Here is a 17,472-nt window from a genome sequence, read left to right on the forward strand (position 1 = left end):
GAGCCGTTGTGAAATGGGCTTGAGAGCATTGAGAAATGTTTCTTTAAAACAGATGTGGGAATTGGCAACGCAAATATATTCCGTTTGGGGCGTTTTGTTCCTTCGTGAGGAATGTGATCTTCATTAAGGAACGCGATAAATAAAAGTGTGAAGCAATGGCAATCTTCATTATAAGATATTGCTGTGGATGCCTTGGAAAATCATAAAGATAAATTAAAAGGAAATGGAAATATAGAAATTTATTTATACCCTTAAAACTTCATATTCTTCCCAGTTTAGGTTGTCTGGTCGTTTCAGGTATAAACAAAACAGAGAATAAATACGCAATTATGTGCGCGTTCCTATTTGGCAATACGACAACTGAAACAGCTTATAAAGCGCTAAATTGTTTTTAGTCTTTGCTTCAAACGTGTTGCACCACTGGAATTAGGTGTTGGTTTACAGGTAATAATAAAAGTACAGGCTTTGTTAGTATGCTGTATTTTACAATAGAAAGCGTTTCTAAGAATTGGAATTATAGAGAGATGGGCGCAGTAAAACATGTTTTAGAAATTTTCCCGTATAGGAAGCGGGAACCTTAATGATGTCTTCAGGGCGTCCAATTGCAACAATTTCACCACCGCGATCTCCACCTTCTGGTCCTAAATCAATAATCCAGTCGGCTGTCTTTATAACATCAAGGTTATGTTCAATGACTATAACTGTGTTGCCTTGCTCGACTAGTTCGTGAAGCACTTCAAGAAGTTTGGAAATATCATGAAAATGTAAACCTGTTGTCGGTTCATCCAAAATATAGAGTGTACGTCCCGTTGTTTTACGAGAAAGTTCTTTCGCAAGTTTTACACGTTGTGCTTCCCCACCAGAAAGTGTGGTTGCTTGCTGTCCTACTTTTATGTAACCCAATCCTACTTTAATGAGAGTTTCCATTTTATTATGAATAGCGGGAATAGCTTGGAAAAATTCCTCTGCCTTTTCAATTGTCATATCCAAAATATCGGCTATAGACTGTCCTTTGAATTTTATTTCTAGTGTTTCTCGGTTATAGCGTTTTCCTTTACAGACATCGCAAGTAACATAGACATCAGGTAAAAAGTGCATTTCAATTTTGATGACTCCATCACCTTGACATGCTTCGCACCGTCCTCCTTTAACATTAAATGAAAAACGCCCAGCTTTGTAACCGCGGGCTTTTGATTCTGGAAGATCGGCAAACCACTCACGAATCGGTGTAAAAGCACCTGTATAGGTTGCGGGATTAGAGCGTGGGGTGCGTCCAATAGGAGACTGGTTGATATCGATGACTTTATCAAGAAATTCTAATCCTTTAATTTTGTCATAGCTGGCAGGGCTGTGATGAGAGCCCATGATATGATGTGATGCTGCTTTGAAAAGCGTTTCAATAAGAAATGTTGATTTTCCTCCTCCAGAAACACCAGTTATGCATGTGAAGGTTCCAAGAGGAATATTCGCATTGATATTTTTGAGGTTATTGCCTTTGGCGCCGATGATTTTAAGTGTTTTCGTTTTTGATATTTTGCGTCGCTCTGTCGGCATTTTAACAGCCATTTTTCCTGAAAGGTATTGGCCTGTGAGAGAGGCTGAATTTTCTATAATTTCCTGCGGTGTTCCTTGCGCTATGATTTCTCCACCATGAACGCCTGCGGCAGGCCCCATATCGACAACATAGTCTGCTGTGAGAATAGCATCTTCATCATGTTCAACAACAATAACTGTATTGCCAAGATTACGCAAATGGCGCAGCATTTCCAACAGGCGTTCATTATCGCGTTGGTGTAAACCGATAGATGGTTCATCTAAAATATAAAGAACGCCTGTAAGACCAGAACCAATTTGAGATGCTAATCGAATACGTTGGCTTTCTCCCCCTGAAAGCGTTCCTGAATTTCGAGACAAGGTAAGATATTCCAATCCTACATGATTTAAAAAAGCCAAACGTTCACGAATTTCTTTTAAAATACGTACGGCGATATTACGTTGTTTTTCTGTGAGATGTTGATGAACATTGGCAAACCAATCATCTGCCTTTAGAATAGAAAGATCTGATATTTGCCCAATATGCATTCCGTTGATTTTTACAGCAAGTGCCTCTGGTTTTAAACGATAACCGTGACAAGCTGGGCAGGGCGAAGAAGACATATAACGTTCGATTTCTTCTCGAGACCAAGCAGAATCGGTTTCTTTCCAGCGTCTCTCCATATTAGGGATGATTCCTTCAAAAGGTTGGGTCATTTTATGCGAACCAGAATTATTTTTATAGATAAAAGAAATTTCATCTCTTTTTGTACCGTAGAGAATAGCCTGTTGTGCTTCATTAGAGAGTTCACACCATTGATCTGTGAGTTTGAAACCGTAAGCTTTTCCTAATGCTTCTAAGGTTTGTTTATAGTAAAGTGAATCTGATTTAGCCCAAGGGGCAATGGCGCCATTCTTGAGGGTAAGATTTTTATTGGGCACAATTTTCAGTGGATCCATTGCTTTTTTTATGCCCAGTCCATCGCAGAGAGGACAGGCGCCAAAAGGATTATTGAACGAAAAAAGGCGTGGTTCAATTTCAGGAATAGAAAAACCCGATACAGGGCAGGAAAACTTTTCTGAAAAAATGAGCCGTTTGTGTGTATCATTTTTTGATTTATGAGCAGATTCCTTTGTCGTTTCTTTTTGTGCTAAGGGGTGGTCTGCCATTTCAGCTATGGCAAGCCCATTTGCTAGCTGTAAACAGGTTTCTATACTATCAGCCAAGCGAGAGGTGATATCCTTCTGTACAACAATGCGGTCTACCACGACATCGATGTCGTGTTTATATTTTTTATCAAGAGGTGGAATATCAGCGATTTCATAGAATTTTCCATCAACTTTAGCGCGTTGAAATCCTCTTTTTAAAAGTTCTGTTAGCTCTTTTTTATATTCTCCCTTTCGTCCTCGCACTAAGGGTGCCATAATAAAAATTCGCGTTCCTTCTGGTAAGGCCATAATTTGATCCACCATTTGGCTTACTGTCTGGCTTTCAATAGGAAGTCCTGTTGCAGGAGAATGAGGAATACCAATACGTGCAAAGAGAAGACGCATGTAATCGTGGATTTCAGTAACGGTACCTACCGTTGAACGAGGGTTGCGACTGGTTGTTTTTTGTTCAATGGAGATAGCTGGAGAGAGACCGTCTATGCGGTCGACATCGGGTTTTTGCATGACTTCCAAAAATTGGCGTGCATAGGCTGAAAGGCTTTCGACATAGCGGCGTTGTCCTTCAGCGTAAATTGTATCAAACGCTAAGGATGATTTCCCTGATCCAGAAAGTCCTGTTATAACAATGAGTTTATCACGAGGCAGATCGAGATCAATATTTTTAAGGTTATGCTCACGTGCACCGCGAATGGAGATATATTTTTGATGAGTCATACTTTATCCTTGGCATATGTGGCAAAAATTGAGCACCTAAAATGGAATAAAACTGTTTTTTTAGAATTATAATGTGTTTAACTGCTTTAATGCAAAAGGAAGGTATAAGTTTTGTGAAAAAAATACAAATGAGCAGCTTTTTATTCTCTCGTGGTGGAATAAACTATGCGTTTTTATCATCTTTTGTTATAATTACACTGAATACAATATTGGTAAAGGATAGCAATACCCATATTGATAGTCAATTGCGACATGTAAATTGAAGGTCAAGATGGTTATAACTGTTATAGAACAGAGTATTTTACAAATTAAAATTTTGGAGTTTATGCGATGGCTGGTAGCCTTAATAAAGTTATTTTGATTGGTAATCTTGGTGCGGATCCTGAAATCCGCCGTTTGAATTCTGGTGATCAAGTGGCAAATCTGCGTATTGCTACTTCAGAAAGTTGGCGCGATCGGAATACAAATGAGCGAAAAGAACGCACTGAGTGGCATAGTATTGTTATTTTTAATGAAAACCTTGTCAAAGTTGCAGAGCAATATTTAAAAAAGGGCAGCAAAATTTATATTGAGGGGCAGTTACAGACACGAAAATGGCAAGATCAAAATGGAAATGACCGTTATACAACAGAGATTGTTTTGCAAAAGTACCGTGGCGAATTACAAATGCTTGATGGGCGGGGAGCTGCGAGCGGGGAGCAAGGAGCAAGTCAAGGGGGGAGTTATAGTGGTGGCTTTGCCGATAGTCACTCAAATCAGAGAAATGCTTTTGGTCAAAATAATAATCAATTGGGAGAAAGTTTTTCACACAAATTAGATGATGACGTCCCTTTTTAAGAGTCTTTAAATTGCAGTATTATGATCATTTTATGGTTTGCTTGTTTCAGATTTTTGAAGTTTAGCGAAGTGAAAATTGTTAATTATTATTGGTAATTTAAAATATAAATTAATAACATCTTGAAAAATATTGTTAAATTTCTTTTTTGTCATGGGAGAGAAATTAGCATTTTTGTGTATTTTTCGCTATAAATAAAGTGAAATGATTCTTTTTTGAAAGTTTTGAAATTGTGACCGATCTTACTCCACACCCAGAACGTGATGTGCTAACCGGTATTGAACCAATCAGTATTATTGATGAAATGCAACGCTCCTATCTCGATTATGCGATGAGCGTGATTGTTTCACGTGCACTCCCTGATGTCCGTGATGGTCTTAAGCCTGTTCATCGACGTATCCTTCATGCTATGAATGAGATGGGGCTTTCTTTCAATAAGTCGTATCGTAAATCTGCTGGTGTTGTTGGTGAGGTTATGGGGAAATTTCATCCCCATGGTGATGCTTCAATTTACGATGCATTAGTGCGTATGGCGCAGGACTTTTCTTTAAGAAATCCATTAATTGATGGTCAGGGAAATTTTGGTTCCGTTGATGGTGATCCACCCGCGGCTATGCGCTATACTGAGTGTCGTTTAGAAAAAGTTTCAGAAGAACTTTTAGCTGATATTGATAAAGATACTGTTGATTTTCAGGATAATTACGATGGGCGTGAGCGTGAACCGGTTGTCTTACCAGCGCGTTTTCCCAATCTTTTGGTTAATGGGTCAGGGGGAATTGCTGTGGGAATGGCAACCAATATTCCTCCCCATAATCTTGGTGAAGTCGTTGATGGTTGTATCGCTTTGATTGATAATCCCGATATCACACTCGATAAAATAATTGAAATTATTCCTGGTCCGGATTTTCCTACAGGGGGTATTATCCTTGGCCACTCTGGTGTTCGTGCAGCTTATGAAACAGGGCGTGGCTCAATCATTATGCGTGCTAAAGTTGAGATCGAAGAAATTCGCAGTGGTCGACAAGCAATTATTGTGAGTGAGATCCCTTATCAAGTTAATAAGGCAACAATGATTGAGAAAATGGCTGAATTGGTGCGCGATAAACGCATTGAGGGAATCTCTGATTTGCGTGACGAATCTGATCGTGATGGATATCGGGTTGTTATTGAGCTGAAGAAAGATGTTGTTGCGGAAGTTGTTTTAAACCAATTATATCGGTATACGCCGCTACAAACTTCCTTTGGTTGTAATATGGTTGCTTTGAATGGGGGAAAACCCGAACAGATGACGTTGCTTGATATGCTTCGTGCATTTGTTTCTTTTCGGGAAGAAGTTGTCAGTCGGCGAACAAAATATCTTTTGCGTAAAGCGCGTGAGCGAGCACATGTTTTGGTTGGCCTTGCCCTTGCTGTTGCCAATATTGATGAAATTATAGCGCTTATTCGCAAAGCTCCTGATCCGCAGACAGCACGTGCACAGTTAATGGAGCGACGCTGGCCAGCGATGGATGTCGCGCCTTTGATTAAACTTATTGATGATCCTCGTCATATTATTCATGAGGATGGTACTTATAACCTCTCTGAAGAACAGGCGCGTGCTATTTTAGAATTGCGTTTGCAACGATTGACAGCCCTTGGGCGTGATGAAATCGCTGATGAATTGAATAAAATTGGCGTGGATATCGCTGACTATCTTGAGATCTTGGCATCACGCGTACGCATTATGTCTATTGTTAAGGATGAGTTGAGTGCTCTTCGTGAGGAATTTGCAACGCCGCGACGTACCGTATTTGGTTTTGGTAGCGCTGAGATGGAGAGTGAAGATCTGATCGCACCAGAGGATATGGTGGTAACGGTAAGCCATAGTGGCTATATTAAGCGTGTGCCTCTTAATACCTATCGTGCACAGCGACGTGGTGGTAAGGGGCGTTCTGGTATGTCCACGAAGGATGAGGATTTTGTAACGCGGTTGTTTGTTGCCAATACGCATACTCCGGTTCTTTTCTTTTCATCACGTGGGATTGTTTATAAGGAAAAAGTTTGGCGGCTGCCGCTGGGGACACCCCAATCGCGTGGGCGGGCTTTGATCAATATGCTTCCTTTACAACAAGGTGAGCGTATTACAACGATTATGCCTTTGCCTGAAGATGAAGCGAGCTGGAGTGCATTAGATATTATGTTTGCGACAACACGTGGAACTGTGCGTCGTAATAAATTATCAGATTTCGTTCAGGTTAATCGTAATGGTAAAATTGCGATGAAACTTGATGAAGAAGATGAAATTCTTTCTGTTGAAACCTGTACAGAACATGATGATGTTGTTCTAACAACAGCCAAAGGACAATGTATCCGTTTTCCAGTTGTTGATGTTCGGGTCTTTGCTGGGCGTAATTCTGTGGGAGTTCGTGGTATCAATTTAGCTAAAGGCGATAAAGTCATTTCGATGACAATTTTAGAGCATGTCGAGGCGACGTCCATTGAGCGTTCTGCTTATATTAAACGTGTAATGAATGAACGGCGTGCTTCTGGTGCAGATGCTGATGTTGAAGATGTTATAACTTTTGATGAAGAAGATGGGGGTGCTGAAACAGAGTTAACAGATGAACGTTATGCAGAACTTCATGCACGTGAACAAATGCTTTTGACAGTGAGTGAGTTTGGTTATGGTAAACGTTCTTCTTCCTATGAGTTCCGGATTTCGGGACGTGGCGGAAAGGGGATTCGCGCAACAGATCCATCTAAAACAGCTGAAATTGGTAAATTAGTAGCGGCTTTTCCGGTGAAGGCGCAAGATCAAATTATGTTGGTATCAGATGGGGGGCAGCTTATTCGTGTCCCTGTTGAGGGAATTCGTACTGCTGGGCGCTCAACTAAGGGAGTCACAATTTTTAATACAGCCAAAGGTGAAAGAGTCGTATCGGTTGAACGTATTTCTGAACCTGAAGATGATACGAGTTCATTAGATGATGAAGGTGAGAAGCATTCTGATACAGTTGATATGAGCGAAGAAAAATAATTTTTAAGAGGAAGGAGTAAAGTCATGAAAATTGCTCTTTACGCGGGTTCTTTTGATCCTCTTACAAATGGTCATCTTGATGTTTTGAAAGGGTGTTTTGTGTTAGCTGATAAGGTGGTCGTCGCTATAGGGATACAGGCTGACAAAAAAACACTCTTTAGCTTCGAAGAGCGTGTTGATTTCATTACGCAGGTAGGGAAAGACTTATTTGGTGCAGATTCTAATCGATTGCAGGTTCTTTCATTTAGCAACCTTCTCATTGAGAAGGCGCGTGAAGTTGGTGCTTCATTTCTCATTCGTGGATTGCGTGATGGTACTGATCTTGATTATGAAATGCAAATGGCAGGAATGAATGGTGTTATGGCTCCTGAATTGCAAACTGTTTTTTTGCCGGCAAGTGTTTCTGGGCGCGCGATAACTTCTACATTGGTACGCCAAATTGCCTCTATGGGAGGTGATGTGACACCATTTGTACCGCTCAATGTTGCACAAGCTTTAAGCTCGAAATACCAATCTTTTAGGGGAGAATAAGTGTGTCTCGTAGAATTTTTGCTGTTTTGATATGTGTGTTTTGTTTTTTTTCATTGTCTGCAGTCGCTGGTAATCCTAGCCCAGCAAGTGATGCAAGCCTTCTTGTTTTATCTCTCAAAGATGGTGATGTCATTATTCGTCTGCGTCCTGATTTGGCGCCAAAGCATGTTGCGCAAATCAAAAGATTAACAGAGGAGGGGGCCTATAATAATGTTGTGTTTCATCGCGTTATTCCTAATTTCATGGCGCAAACTGGTGATGTAGAATTTGGAAAAAAAGGCAGTAGAGATTTTGATCTGAAACGCGTTGGTATGGGTAGTTCAAATTATCCCAATATACCGGCGGAGTTTTCAAAACAGCCGTTTAAGCGTGGCACAGTTGGGATGGCACGATCACAAGATCCGGATTCCGCGAATTCTCAATTCTTCATTTGTTTTGATGATGCTGATTTTTTAAACGGTCAGTATACGGTTATTGGAGAGGTTATAAAGGGGATGGATGTTGTTGATAAAATAAAAAAAGGTACGACAAGTAATAATGGATCTGTAAAAAATCCTGATGTTATTAATGCTGCAACTTTACAAGTTGAGAAATGAATCAAGGGAGCTTTCCATATGGCTGAGAATAAAAATCCAGAGAATACTTTAATTCTTGAAACAACAAAGGGCAGAGTTGTTATTGAGCTTTTTGCTGATTTGGCACCTTGTCATGTTGCACGTATTAGAGAACTGGTACGGGAAGGTGCTTATGATAATGTTATTTTCCATCGCGTTATTGATGGTTTTATGGCGCAAACAGGGGATGTGCAATTTGGAAAGAAGGATAGTGAAAAATTCAATTTATCACGTGCTGGTATGGGGGGAGCAGAAAAACCAAATTTAACAGCAGAGTTTTCAAATCTTTCTCATAAGCGTGGTACAGTTTCTATGGCACGGAGTCAGAATCCAAATTCTGCTAACTCTCAGTTTTTTATTTGTTTTGCAGATGCTCCGTGGCTTGATCGTCAATATTCCATATGGGGGCAGGTTGTTGAAGGTATGGAAAATGTTGATAAAATTAAACGTGGTGAACCTGTTGCAGATCCAGATTCAATTACCAAAGCCATTATTGCTGCGGATGTAGAATAGTATAAACTATACTGATTTCAATTGTAAGTTTCTAAGAAAAAGTACTCTTTTCTGATCAATAAAGGCACACGAAACTCTTTTGTAGTATCACGCTTACCTTTTATAATTTCGAGCTAAGCATTGTCCATATATTTTCTTTAATCGGATCTTCCTGAAGAATATAACGCAACGGATTTGTACAAACACCTGTCAGAATAAGAAAACGCAAAGTCTGTTGTATTATGGTTGTTGTTTGGCAAAGTGTTTTATAAAAAATTCGGCATTTCTCTTCAATCCATTGTCGGTCTTAATGGTTTTATGATGTTACTTTCTTAAGAGAGCGTGTGCTTTTGTTTCTGCTCGTAAATCAACATCCAATCCTAATGCAGAAGCATGTTTGAAACACATATTAAGACGGATAAGAGCTTTACTCGCTCATCCAGTTTTCTTAGCAAGGTGGAAAACCAGCATTTATATATATATTGGCGTAATCTTTAAAATAAGAAGACAGTTTAATCTTAGAAGAATATAATAAAGGCGCAGAAGTGAAATAAATGGCTAGTCTTGCCATCTCCTTTTTAACTCAACTTTACTTTTTTAAAAGTATCTAATGCAATATCTTTTAAATAATGAAGATTATGCATGGACTTACGCTTTTATTTTTCTCGTTTTTTAATAGAGGAATGCTCCAAACGGAATACACTTGTGTTGCGTATTTACGTGTTTTTTAAGAAGCATTTCTTAGTACATATCAACGTTCACTTCCACGATGACATTCATAGCATGTATAGTTTTAAAGCTATAAATAGTATAAAATATTATGCACCACCATCTTTAAAGCTTGTGAAGGAGCAAACGGGTACCATCATACGCTTTTTCAGCCTCCAATGTTACGATAGAGCTTTTGGTATTTGAGAATCTTTACAAAAAGCATTTTTAGTTTTTTAAAGTATTTTTATTTACACGTTAATTTCTTTTGTGAATTATCTCTAATGCCAAGAGCTATCTCAATATTGTGAGTGGATAAGTGATTATGCTCATTTGCGCTTTTATTAAGCGTGAGGATCGCTGTGCCCAGTAGATGAAAAATTTTTATCTGTAAAAGTTAAAGAATATGTAAGCTGTACAATGCGTTCAAAATTTTCTTCTATGGGTACAAAGTTACTGCTTATGGAAGTATGTGAAGATGAAATTATTGTGATAATAATGTTGCAGTTCTGTTAAGGATAAGCGTAGGTATTTTGAGGTATGATATTATAAGGATTTTACTATTTTTCTAGAGCTAGATTATCACTTTTATTATGGTGGTTTCTTAACAAGAAATGTTCTTTTATCTCGTTTAATTTTTGATGCTGATTACAATATTGAGCGAATCAAAAATTAATTCATAAAGCTTTTGACAATGCTCGTAAGGGGATATCTTTTTTCTTTCTATAGAGATATGCATTGATGGAATCAAAAAGACGAGAGTTATGATAAAGACATTTCATTATAGAAAAATTGCTCAAGATGGGTATGCACGTCGAGGCGAAATTATAACGGGGCGAGGATGTGTTCGTACACCCGCATTTATGCCTGTTGGGACGGCAGGAACCATTAAGGCTATGTATATGGATCAAATTCGTGATCTTGGTGCAGATATCATTTTGGGGAATACTTATCATTTAATGTTACGTCCAGGAGCTGAACGTGTTGCGCGTTTGGGAGGATTACATGAATTTTCACGCTGGAGCGGACCTATTTTAACCGATTCTGGTGGCTTTCAGGTTATGTCATTGGCGGGAATCCGTAAAATTACTGAACAAGGTGTGATTTTTCGTTCTTACATTAATGGAGCCTACTATGAAATGAGTCCAGAGCGTTCTATCGAAATTCAAGAACTTCTTGGTGCGGATATCCAGATGCAGTTGGATCAATGTATTGCATTACCCGCAACTGAAAAAGAAATGGAAGAAGCTATGGAACTTTCATTGCGGTGGGCGCTGCGTTGTAAAACAGCTTTTGGAGATCAGCCAGATAAAGCATTGTTTGGGATTGTTCAAGGGGGTGATAATATGAAACTGCGTGAACGTTCTGCTCAAGCATTAAAAGAAATAGATTTAAAAGGTTACGCTATTGGAGGGCTTGCTGTTGGTGAGCCGCAGAGTGTTATGACAGCAGTATTGGATACTACTTGTCCGATTTTACCAGAGGATAAACCACGCTATCTTATGGGAGTAGGGACACCTGATGATATTTTACAAAGTGTTGCTCGTGGTGTTGATATGTTTGATTGTGTTATGCCGACGCGTGCAGGACGTCATGGTTTAGCTTTTACCCGCTTTGGTAGAATTAATTTGCGTAATGCGCGTTATGCAGAAGATCCACTTCCTCTTGATCCACAGTCACTTTGTCCAGCAGCACATAATTATAGTTGTGCTTATTTGCATCATTTGATTAAATCTGGTGAATCTCTTGGGGGGATGTTGTTGACGTGGAATAATCTTTTTTATTATCAACAACTTATGCAGGGAATTCGTGATGCCATTGAGGAAGGCTGTTATGCTGATTTTTGCGCTGAAACGCGTGCTCTATGGGCACAAGGACGCTAAAATATTAATCGTAATATAGCACCTCATTTTTTTATTGAATTTATTCTCGCACTTACAAATTTAGCTAAAAATATGAAATTAGAAACATCTTCCAAAATTATAAAATTCCACTATCTTAAGATATAACAGTGCGGTTTTATAGGGTACATATTCTTTTCTAATTACTATATAAAACAGAAACTGTTACTCCGGTACGCGCTACCTGATCCGGAGAAAAACAGTTTTTCTGTTTCTGATGACTGTTTACAGCAACAATGTTAATGAGGCGTTAGCGAACTCTTAAAGAAGTATGAAAATTGTACTTTTATGAGCTACTTTGTGTTTTTTATTACTAAAGGTAAAGAATGGGTTATATACAATCGAACAGATAAATTTTTAGAAAAATTAAAATAAAACTAAAATAAAATTACAACATTTAAAATGTTATAATTTTATTTTTTAAGTTTTTATATATAAATTTAAATATTCTTTAAAATAGATTTATGTAATATTATTAATTATAATAAAACTATAGATATAATGTCATAATAAATTAAATATTAATCACGGTAATTGTCTTATTTATAAAATATCAATAAATATACTTATAAAAAATTTGTTATATTTGTTTTTTGCTTTGTTTATAGAATTTATCTGAAAATAATCATAATATATTTACGTGAATATTTTAATTTACAGATAGTGAGTTAGATATCTGATGCGATTCCTCTGTTAGATGAGGGAGGGGTAAAGATGTCTAAAAGAGGGTATTTAATAAATCTAGAAACCAAGCACTATTATCATGAGAATTTTTAAAAGACTCTATAATAATTTATAAGAATGGCCTAAAGTTGAAATTATAACTTATCGATTTGGGGGATCTGCATTTAGATAGCAAAAATAAAGCAACAATAATTGGGGGAGAGGTTTTATCTTTGTATCAAGATAATGATGAGATATTGTTCACTTGTTTGAAATGCATTATTCAGCAAATTTTAGAATTATTTATAGGGTATATTATATCGTTTTAAAATAAAGTTTTCACTGTAAATTTCAACGGCTAAAAAGAGGAGACAAAGTTTATTATCTGGTAGATCTGATAGAAATAGGTGAATACGTCTATGATCTTGAGGTTTTCAAAGATTTTCCATTAAAGAATCTTACTTAAAACTCCATAAAATGCTTTATATATCAAAATATTTCTAAAACTTTATTGGGGACTATTGGGCATGCGTATAACAATGTTTTGAATTTTTGTTTGTGTGTATTACAGATATTTACAGTTAAAACTCCTATTCAGAAGTGATGATATGAGGGATTCTTATCAACAAAAGGTTCTTGTATTGGGAATTGATTCGAGAATACGACGTTTAATAATTTTAGCTCTTGCCGTGGGCAGTTTTGCTATTGGTACTGCAGAGTTTGTTGCAATGGGGCTACTGCCAGAGATGGCACGAAGTTCCTATGTTGATATTCCTACCGCTGGTCAATATATTTCTGCTTATGCATTAGGAGTTGTGATTGGAGCACCTCTTTTAGCTGTGGCAACAGCTCAGGTATCACGCAAAACTGTTTTGATAGGCTTGATGCTTTTTTATGCTTTAGCAAATATTGCTAGTGCCTTTGTTTCTGATTTTAGCATATTAGTAGTATTACGCTTTCTCAGTGGACTTCCTCATGGAATCTATTTTGGACTTGCGGCTATGGTTGCCTCTTCAATGGTAGAAATGAAAGAACGTTCTAAAGCTGTTGGATATGTTATGCTTGGCTTAACAATTGCAACCGTTTTGGGAGCACCCAGTGCTACTTGGATTGGTCAACTTATTGGTTGGCAGATTGCTTTTGTCCTTGTGGGGATGATCGCTTTATTATGTTGTTTGCTTATTTGGAATTTTTTTCCTTGTGATTCAAGTTTTCCAAAAACGAATCCTTTGCAAGAAATGGGTGCATTAAAGCAAAAGCAGGTGTGGCTTCTTTTGTTGATGGTGTCGGTGGGAGCGTCAGGATTATTTTCTGTTTTCACTTATATCAAGCCAACATTAATGCATATTTCTGGTGTTTCACTTGAGTGGGTACCATTTATTATGCCGTTAGTTGGATTGGGAATGGTGATAGGAAATCTCTTGGGGCCTAAATTAGCTGTTAAAATTGGCATTTCACCGATGATATTTTTCTCTATGCTTTGGAGCGTATTTGTTTTTTTTCTTTTTTTCTTTTTATCCTATGCTCCGTTAACAGCGGCAATAGGATGCTTTTTTGTTGGAACTTCTTTTGCTGCTATGCCTTCTATACAAACAAAAATTATGGATGTTGCACTACAGGGACAGATTTTGGCAGGAGCATTAATGCAGTCTGCTTTTAATATTGCCAACGCTCTTGGTGCTGAATCTGGAGCATTAGTTTTAAAATTGGGCTATAGTTATGAATATACAGCTGTTTTAGGAAGTGTTCTAACTTTGTGTGGATTAATGGTTTTTTGCATCTCATGGTATATGGAGAAGCATGCTTAATATTTTTCATTTTTTTAATGAAGAAGGAATTTTTATATTTATTTTTAGTTATTGGAATGTCCTGTTGGGTTTTTCAATATGAAGTAAGAAATGCGCAGTGCTAATGGAATAGCAAGACAAAATAAAAGACCCATGAGCACTATAAGAAGAGTTTTTGCTGCTAAGATCATTCCTATTGTTCCTCCAGGATTAAAGAGGCCTGCAAGATTGGTGATGACTCCTGCTAGAGTTGCACTTAAGGCTGCTGAAAATAGTTGTACAGAGGTAAGGGATTCACTGGCACGGAGAGCATCTTCATCATTTGCACATTGTAAGATCCTTGTGAGCAAATGTGGCCATGCTATGCCCGCACTGATTCCAATAGAAAACAGTGCTAAGCAAATAATAAAAATATATTCAAGCGCGGAAACTTCTGTTGGGATGAGCCATAAAAGAATCATTATGCCTAACAGTTTTAATAGGGGCGAGTATACAATGATGTTGCGAATTTTTTTTGTGGAGAGACCAGCACTTGAGATGGCTCCACATGTCCACCCTAGGCTCATAAGTGCTGCTATATAACCAGCAATAAGTGGAGCTTGCCCATGAAGCTCTTGAAGAAAAAGTGGAAAATAAAGTTCTATACTGTATACGACTGTTGTCATAACGAGTATCAATGCGTAAACAGAAAAGATTTCAGAAGAGAAAGAAAAGGATTTGCGGGGCAACATAGGATGAGGGGTAGATGATTCGATTTTTGCTAGAACAAAAAGAAGACTAAGTCCGATAACTAATCCGCAAATTTTTGCTATTGTAGACTCCATAGCCCCTCCAACAGAAATAATAAAAATCAATAAGGTGAGTGTGAAAAGCTGGAGAAGAGGAAGAGGGGGTGTTGGAACATCGTTTTCATTCTTTTTTGGTAAAAATTTAAAGGCGATGAGTGAGAAAAATATAGCTAATACGCCAATGATCAAAAAGGATGCTCGCCATAGCCCATAATATACAGAAAGCCCCCCGATTGCTGGTCCTAACAAGGTTGATATTCCCCACATTCCAGAGATAATACTTAATGCATGTGACCATAAAGATGGGCTGAAAACAATCCGTACCATGGAATAGGATAGGGATAACAAAGAACCACTTCCAAATCCTTGAATAAAGCGTCCTATTAAAAACAATGGCATAGATGAAGAAATGCTGCACATAAAAGTGCCTAGGGTGAAGATAAGTCCAGAAATAACATACGCATTGCGAGGACCTAATTTCCCTAATATTTTTGTTGCAAGTGAAGTACCCACGAGTGAAGCTGTAATAAAGACAGTAGCCACCCAAGAATAATATATTTCACTGCCAATATGATTCATAAGAGAGGGTAAAATAGTAATAACAATATAAACGTTGGTGGCGTGTAACACAACTCCACCTGTAAACGTTAAAAAGCAAAGACCATTTTTACCCAATAAAAGCGCAGACCAGCCCTGTTTTTTCACTGTTTTTTGCTATTTAATAAAAATCTATCCTCTTTTTACTTATAAGGTACTTCTTTGAATTTGCCAAGAGAAATTCAAAGCTCTGTTTAGAGCTTTGAATTTTAATTTAAGTAATAACTCAACTGCCCATTGCTTTTTTGAGATTCTCATCAATTTTATCAAGGAAACCTGTTGTAGAAAGCCACTTTTGTTTAGGCCCAATCAAAAGTGCGAGATCTTTGGTCATAAAACCTTCTTCGACGGTTTTAATACAAACTTCTTCCAATGTCGTGGAAAAGTTTTTTAACTTCTCATTGTTATCTAGTTTAGCACGGTGCGCTAGTCCACGCGTCCATGCAAAAATAGATGCAATAGAGTTCGTTGATGTTTCTTCATTCTTTTGATGCTGACGATAATGGCGTGTTACGGTGCCGTGTGCTGCCTCTGCTTCAACAATTTTGCCGTCAGGTGTCATGAGAACAGAAGTCATGAGACCCAGAGAACCAAAGCCTTGGGCAACAATATCAGATTGGACATCACCATCATAGTTTTTACATGCCCATACGTATCCACCTGACCACTTTAATGCAGAAGCAACCATATCATCAATAAGACGGTGTTCGTAATATAATTTACGGTTTTCAAATTCAGTTTTAAATTCCGTATCGAATATTTCTTGAAAGATATCTTTAAAACGACCATCGTAAGTTTTTAGAATGGTATTTTTTGTTGAAAGATACACTGGAACATTCCGTTGTAGTCCATAATTAAAGGATGCGCGGGCAAAATCACGAATTGACTCATCAAGGTTATACATAGCCATGGCAACCCCTGCGCTTGGAGCATCAAAAACATCATGTTCAATAACTTGATTATCATCACCGACAAATTTAATACTTAATTTCCCTTTTCCTGGAAATTTAAAATCTGTTGCTTTGTATTGATCACCAAAAGCGTGACGTCCGATAATAATTGGCTTTGTCCAGTTAGGAACAAGGCGAGGGACATTTTTACAGATAATGGGTTCGCGAAAAATGACTCCTCCTAAAATATTGCGGATTGTGCCATTAGGTGATTTCCACATTTTTTTTAGGTTAAATTCTTTAACGCGTGCCTCATCAGGTGTGATGGTTGCGCATTTTATACCAACCCCATATTTTTTGATAGCATTGGCAGAATCGATAGTTACCTGATCATTGGTTGCATCACGATTTACGACGGAAAGATCATAATATTTTAGATCAATGTCGAGGTAGGGATGGATTAATTTATCTTTGATATATTTCCAGATGATGCGGGTCATCTCATCCCCATCAAGTTCAACAACGGGGTTTTCTACTTTGATCTTTACCATTAGAAATCCTTTTTCTTTTAAGCGATACTACTTGTATAACACTTTCAAGTTTATAATGAAAAGTAAAAACAAGGGAAAAAAGCATTCAAATATGAGCTTTTAGAATATATTATCAATAGAGTGTAAAATTTTGTTGGAGGGTTTAATTTTTGAAAAGAAGTGATGTGTTTGCAAATCTATAATTATTCTATGATTGATGAAGAATCTGTTTAATAGATAAGGTAGTTAGATCACCGAGGGACGGGGATTATGCGTTTTTATTATCAGAGATTCCATTTAATAAGTTGATCGTATTCTGAATTATAGTTTCTTGATTTGTTGTGTTAGGTGAATAAGAAACTATTTTTATATTGCTATTTCAATTCTAAGCTTACGGTCTGTTTGTTTATAAAAAGTTTAATGTGATAACAAAGGCACTGTAATTAGAAATGCTTCATATAAAATGCGTTTGAGATAAACTTCAATTTTGAAGGTTGAAAAAAACGTATAAATGATGCCGGCTGGTTTTAATTTAAAAATTAACAGCATACGCAAGAATATGACTTATAAAATTACCGTATCGCGAGCTAGAATCTTCTAATTCTTATGTTTTATCGATTCTTATTGTTATTAACTATGCGCAGTAAAGCACTATCCTCGAAATGCAACAAAGAAATTAATCACCTAATGATTCTTGTATCCT

10 protein-coding genes are annotated in these 17,472 nt (G+C 37.5%); 7 read left to right on the top strand and 3 right to left on the bottom strand.

What is annotated here, in order from left to right; genetic code table 11:
• Positions 1 to 501 precede the first annotated feature (501 nt).
• On the bottom strand, positions 502 to 3,417 hold the full coding sequence (gene uvrA, locus ACFINY_RS02495; protein ID WP_375700794.1) for an excinuclease ABC subunit UvrA: 2,916 nt from the start codon (positions 3,415 to 3,417) through the stop codon (positions 502 to 504).
• A 330-nt stretch (positions 3,418 to 3,747) separates the two neighbouring features.
• Here uvrA and ssb point away from each other — a divergent pair, with 330 nt between their 5' ends.
• From ssb to ACFINY_RS02530, 7 genes are all read left to right on the top strand, one after another.
• A complete protein-coding gene (gene ssb / locus ACFINY_RS02500) occupies positions 3,748 to 4,254 on the top strand; it encodes a single-stranded DNA-binding protein (protein WP_375611516.1) in 507 nt (168 codons plus the stop codon).
• A gap of 230 nt (positions 4,255 to 4,484) precedes the next feature.
• Positions 4,485 to 7,268 (top strand): DNA gyrase subunit A, encoded by a 2,784-nt coding sequence (gene gyrA, locus ACFINY_RS02505; protein ID WP_375629047.1) that lies wholly within the window; start codon positions 4,485 to 4,487, stop codon positions 7,266 to 7,268.
• Positions 7,269 to 7,292: 24 nt separating this feature from the next.
• The gene (coaD, locus tag ACFINY_RS02510) at positions 7,293 to 7,799 is read left to right on the top strand and encodes a pantetheine-phosphate adenylyltransferase (RefSeq protein WP_375700795.1); all 507 of its coding nucleotides are present in this window, start codon (positions 7,293 to 7,295) and stop codon (positions 7,797 to 7,799) included.
• Between the two features lie 2 nt (positions 7,800 to 7,801).
• Positions 7,802 to 8,395 (top strand): peptidylprolyl isomerase, encoded by a 594-nt coding sequence (locus tag ACFINY_RS02515; RefSeq protein ID WP_375621402.1) that lies wholly within the window; start codon positions 7,802 to 7,804, stop codon positions 8,393 to 8,395.
• An 18-nt stretch (positions 8,396 to 8,413) separates the two neighbouring features.
• The gene (locus tag ACFINY_RS02520) at positions 8,414 to 8,926 is read left to right on the top strand and encodes a peptidylprolyl isomerase (RefSeq protein WP_375700796.1); all 513 of its coding nucleotides are present in this window, start codon (positions 8,414 to 8,416) and stop codon (positions 8,924 to 8,926) included.
• 1,451 nt (positions 8,927 to 10,377) lie between these two features.
• Complete coding sequence (gene tgt, locus ACFINY_RS02525) at positions 10,378 to 11,496, top strand: tRNA guanosine(34) transglycosylase Tgt (protein WP_375611521.1); 1,119 nt, start codon at positions 10,378 to 10,380, stop codon at positions 11,494 to 11,496.
• Positions 11,497 to 12,785: 1,289 nt separating this feature from the next.
• A complete protein-coding gene (locus ACFINY_RS02530; RefSeq protein WP_375700797.1) occupies positions 12,786 to 13,985 on the top strand; it encodes an MFS transporter in 1,200 nt (399 codons plus the stop codon).
• A 44-nt stretch (positions 13,986 to 14,029) separates the two neighbouring features.
• Here ACFINY_RS02530 and ACFINY_RS02535 read toward each other — a convergent pair whose 3' ends face one another.
• Complete coding sequence (locus tag ACFINY_RS02535; protein WP_375629058.1) at positions 14,030 to 15,457, bottom strand: MFS transporter; 1,428 nt, start codon at positions 15,455 to 15,457, stop codon at positions 14,030 to 14,032.
• Positions 15,458 to 15,575: 118 nt separating this feature from the next.
• Positions 15,576 to 16,790 carry an NADP-dependent isocitrate dehydrogenase gene (locus ACFINY_RS02540; protein ID WP_375611524.1) on the bottom strand — a complete coding sequence of 405 codons (1,215 nt, stop codon included), beginning with the start codon at positions 16,788 to 16,790 and terminating at the stop codon, positions 15,576 to 15,578.
• Between the last annotated feature and the right edge of the window lie 682 nt (positions 16,791 to 17,472).

The organism is Bartonella sp. AA23NXGY, from assembly GCF_042197165.1.
Classification (GTDB): Bacteria; Pseudomonadota; Alphaproteobacteria; order Rhizobiales; family Rhizobiaceae; genus Bartonella.